A 2,399-nucleotide genomic window follows, 5' to 3' on the forward strand; every position below is an offset into this window, starting at 1 on the left:
CGCGAACTCCTCCATCGAGGGCGCGCTCGAAGACGCGGATTCCTCGATCACGAACAGCGATCATGCCGGACTCCGGCGAGACGATCAAACCGGCGACACCAAGATCAGGAGGTGTGAATGGTTACAATCAAGCACCTCTTGCGCGACCGCGCATGCTTCGTCGAAATCGCCTCGCTGGATGAATATTCTGGATAGGGCAAGTTTACCAAATGCCCTGCTTCGCATTCTTTCGGCAGGGCGCAGTTCGACAATGCGCTCGGCCTGGCGTTGGGCTTCCGAATAGTCGCCCAATAAGAGCATGCACCGGACCGCCTCGCTAGCAAACGAGCCCTCGTCGAAATTGTTCACCCATTGCGAAATTGGATTCGTAGGGTTGATGGCGAGTGTAGTTTCTGCCTTGCGTAGCAGATCCACGGTTTGGCCCGCACATCCCTGGCCCACGGCCGCGACGGCGTCTCACCCTCATGCCACAACGCCAGAAACGCCCGCCGCGCCCGGCTCAGCTGCAAACCATACGTCGATCTCTTCTTGCCCAGCGAGGCAGCCGCCGCGCCGTGATCCTCATGCAGGGCCAGCGCCGCCAGCACCCCCCGATGCGACGGGGACAGCCGCGCCCAGATCTGCCGCAACGCCGTCCGCTCCACCACCCCTTCCTCCAGAACAGAGCCAGTCCGCGCGGCAGTATGCCAATACCGCTCAAACGCCCGCCGTCACCCCCGCGTACCGATCATTGGTATTCAGGCCCCGCGACCGCCGATCCCGGTCGACCTGATCACCCACCGCCCGCCAGGCCACCCGCACCACATCACTGATCGTCGGCGGATCCGTCACCGCGTACAGGTGCTCCACAATCGCCGACCAGGCGACCGCCGCCCGCTCCTCAAGATCACCGCCCTGGATGAAACGACCCCGCTTGACCGCGAACACCGCCAGCCCGTTGACCCGCATCAACGTGAACCCGTGACGTAACTCCACGTCTTCGACGAGTCTCCTGATCACTGCTCTCAGAGGTAGTGACGAACGCGATCAAACACACGGCTTCGGGGCGCGACGGGTGGCTGCTGGGTACCCGGGCTAGTCGTTCGACCACTTTCTTGATCAAGGAGAGGGAGCAGAGGCGGGCCAGGCGGGGAGGCGGCCGGTGTGGTGCTCAAGGGCCGAGTGACGGTCAAGCCGAAGCTTGATCTCGGGGTGAGCGTTGAGGAACTGGCGGCGCGGTATCGGGCCGGTGAGTCGCTGCGGGTCCTGGGCCGTTCGCTGGGCGTCAGTGCCAGGACGGTCCGTGATCGGCTGTTGTCGGCGGGGGTGGAGTTACGGGTACCCGGCAGGATGCCCGGGACCGGGGGTGAACCGAAGGACGTGGGGATCTCTAATGCGGAGATGGCGCGCCGGTACAAGGCGGGTGAGTCTCTGCGGATGCTGGCCGAATCGCTGGACTCGACGTCAAGCTGATTCAGCGGCGGTTGCGGGCGTCGGGGGTGGAGATGCGGGCTCCTGGCCGACGGGTCACGCCTTGACCGGTAACCCATCCGGCGAACGCTTGCCATGTGCCGGGGGGTCCGGAGGTTGCCGGTGGGAGTAAGGGGTGCACGTACCGACGAACGTGGGCTGCGTAACTTCGCGCTGGGTGCAGCCCTCTGGTGGTACGGAGTCTGTACACGTGCGGAGCGGTGGGCCGGTTGCATTGCCGTAGGCAACCCGGAGGGCGACTATGAGGGGTTGGTGCCGCGCGGCTCTCGCCTACCCGCCGAACGGGTCGGCAGGCCGATCCTGTTCGGCGCTGGACCTGTGATGGTGTCCGCTTCTGCCGAGAAGCGGACGGGGCTCTGCTCCCTTGGTCCCAGGCGAACGGCCGCTCATCATGGCCCGCACCTGATGGCCGTCGCTGTTGTGCGGTGGTCGGGGCGTAGGTCACCCGAACGGGGGAAACGCGTCAGCTCAAAAATTGCCGTGGACCGTGTTGGTCCGCACAGTCCGGATAGCTCCCGTGGCGGTCCGGTAGATGACTTTGGCGAAGATCTCATCCTCACCGCCCTCGTCCTCGTTCAAGACGGCAGGGCTCACGTAGATCACGGGCACGCTGGAGCTCAGGATGAACTGAGCGCCGAGGAAACCGTCGTCGCTGTACAGGTCCCACGGTCGGGGGATGAGGGGCCCGCAGTCGACCTGCACTTTGTACGTGTTGATGGGGACTGGGTTGATCGACAGGACGCAAGGGGGGGCCGCCTGGGCGCTCGCAGGACTCGCGGACAAGATGGCTATGCCCAGGCTTAGAGGCCGCGCGGATTGGTGAGCGTCATCGACGTCGATCCGGGCGGCCCTTCCAGCGGTGGGTGATCCAGGCGCGGCGGATGAGGCTACGGACGGTGATGATGGCGTCGGCCAGGTCGAAGAACGCT

Annotated in this window: 4 protein-coding genes and 1 pseudogene; 1 reads left to right on the forward strand and 4 read right to left on the reverse strand. The window is 64.9% G+C overall.

The genetic code is table 11. From position 1 onward, the window contains the following. Positions 1-84 precede the first annotated feature (84 nt). Both ABGB08_RS54325 and ABGB08_RS54330 read right to left on the reverse strand, forming a co-directional pair. Positions 85-414: a hypothetical protein gene (locus ABGB08_RS54325; RefSeq protein WP_347608374.1), complete on the reverse strand. Its 330-nt coding sequence runs from the start codon at positions 412-414 to the stop codon at positions 85-87. A gap of 282 nt (positions 415-696) precedes the next feature. Next, entirely contained in the window at positions 697-999 is a 303-nt protein-coding gene (locus ABGB08_RS54330) for a hypothetical protein (RefSeq protein ID WP_347608377.1), read from the reverse strand. A gap of 144 nt (positions 1,000-1,143) precedes the next feature. Here ABGB08_RS54330 and ABGB08_RS54335 point away from each other — a divergent pair, with 144 nt between their 5' ends. Next, a complete protein-coding gene (locus tag ABGB08_RS54335) occupies positions 1,144-1,452 on the forward strand; it encodes a hypothetical protein (RefSeq protein ID WP_347608380.1) in 309 nt (102 codons plus the stop codon). A 486-nt stretch (positions 1,453-1,938) separates the two neighbouring features. Here the strand turns inward: ABGB08_RS54335 and ABGB08_RS54340 are convergent, their stop codons facing one another. Next, the gene (locus ABGB08_RS54340; RefSeq protein ID WP_347608383.1) at positions 1,939-2,253 is read right to left on the reverse strand and encodes a hypothetical protein; all 315 of its coding nucleotides are present in this window, start codon (positions 2,251-2,253) and stop codon (positions 1,939-1,941) included. 43 nt (positions 2,254-2,296) lie between these two features. Next, positions 2,297-2,399, reverse strand: a pseudogene (locus ABGB08_RS54345) (IS5/IS1182 family transposase); the annotation flags it as partial.

The organism is Acrocarpospora sp. B8E8 (genome assembly GCF_039871605.1).
Taxonomy (GTDB): Bacteria; Actinomycetota; Actinomycetes; order Streptosporangiales; family Streptosporangiaceae; genus Acrocarpospora; species Acrocarpospora macrocephala.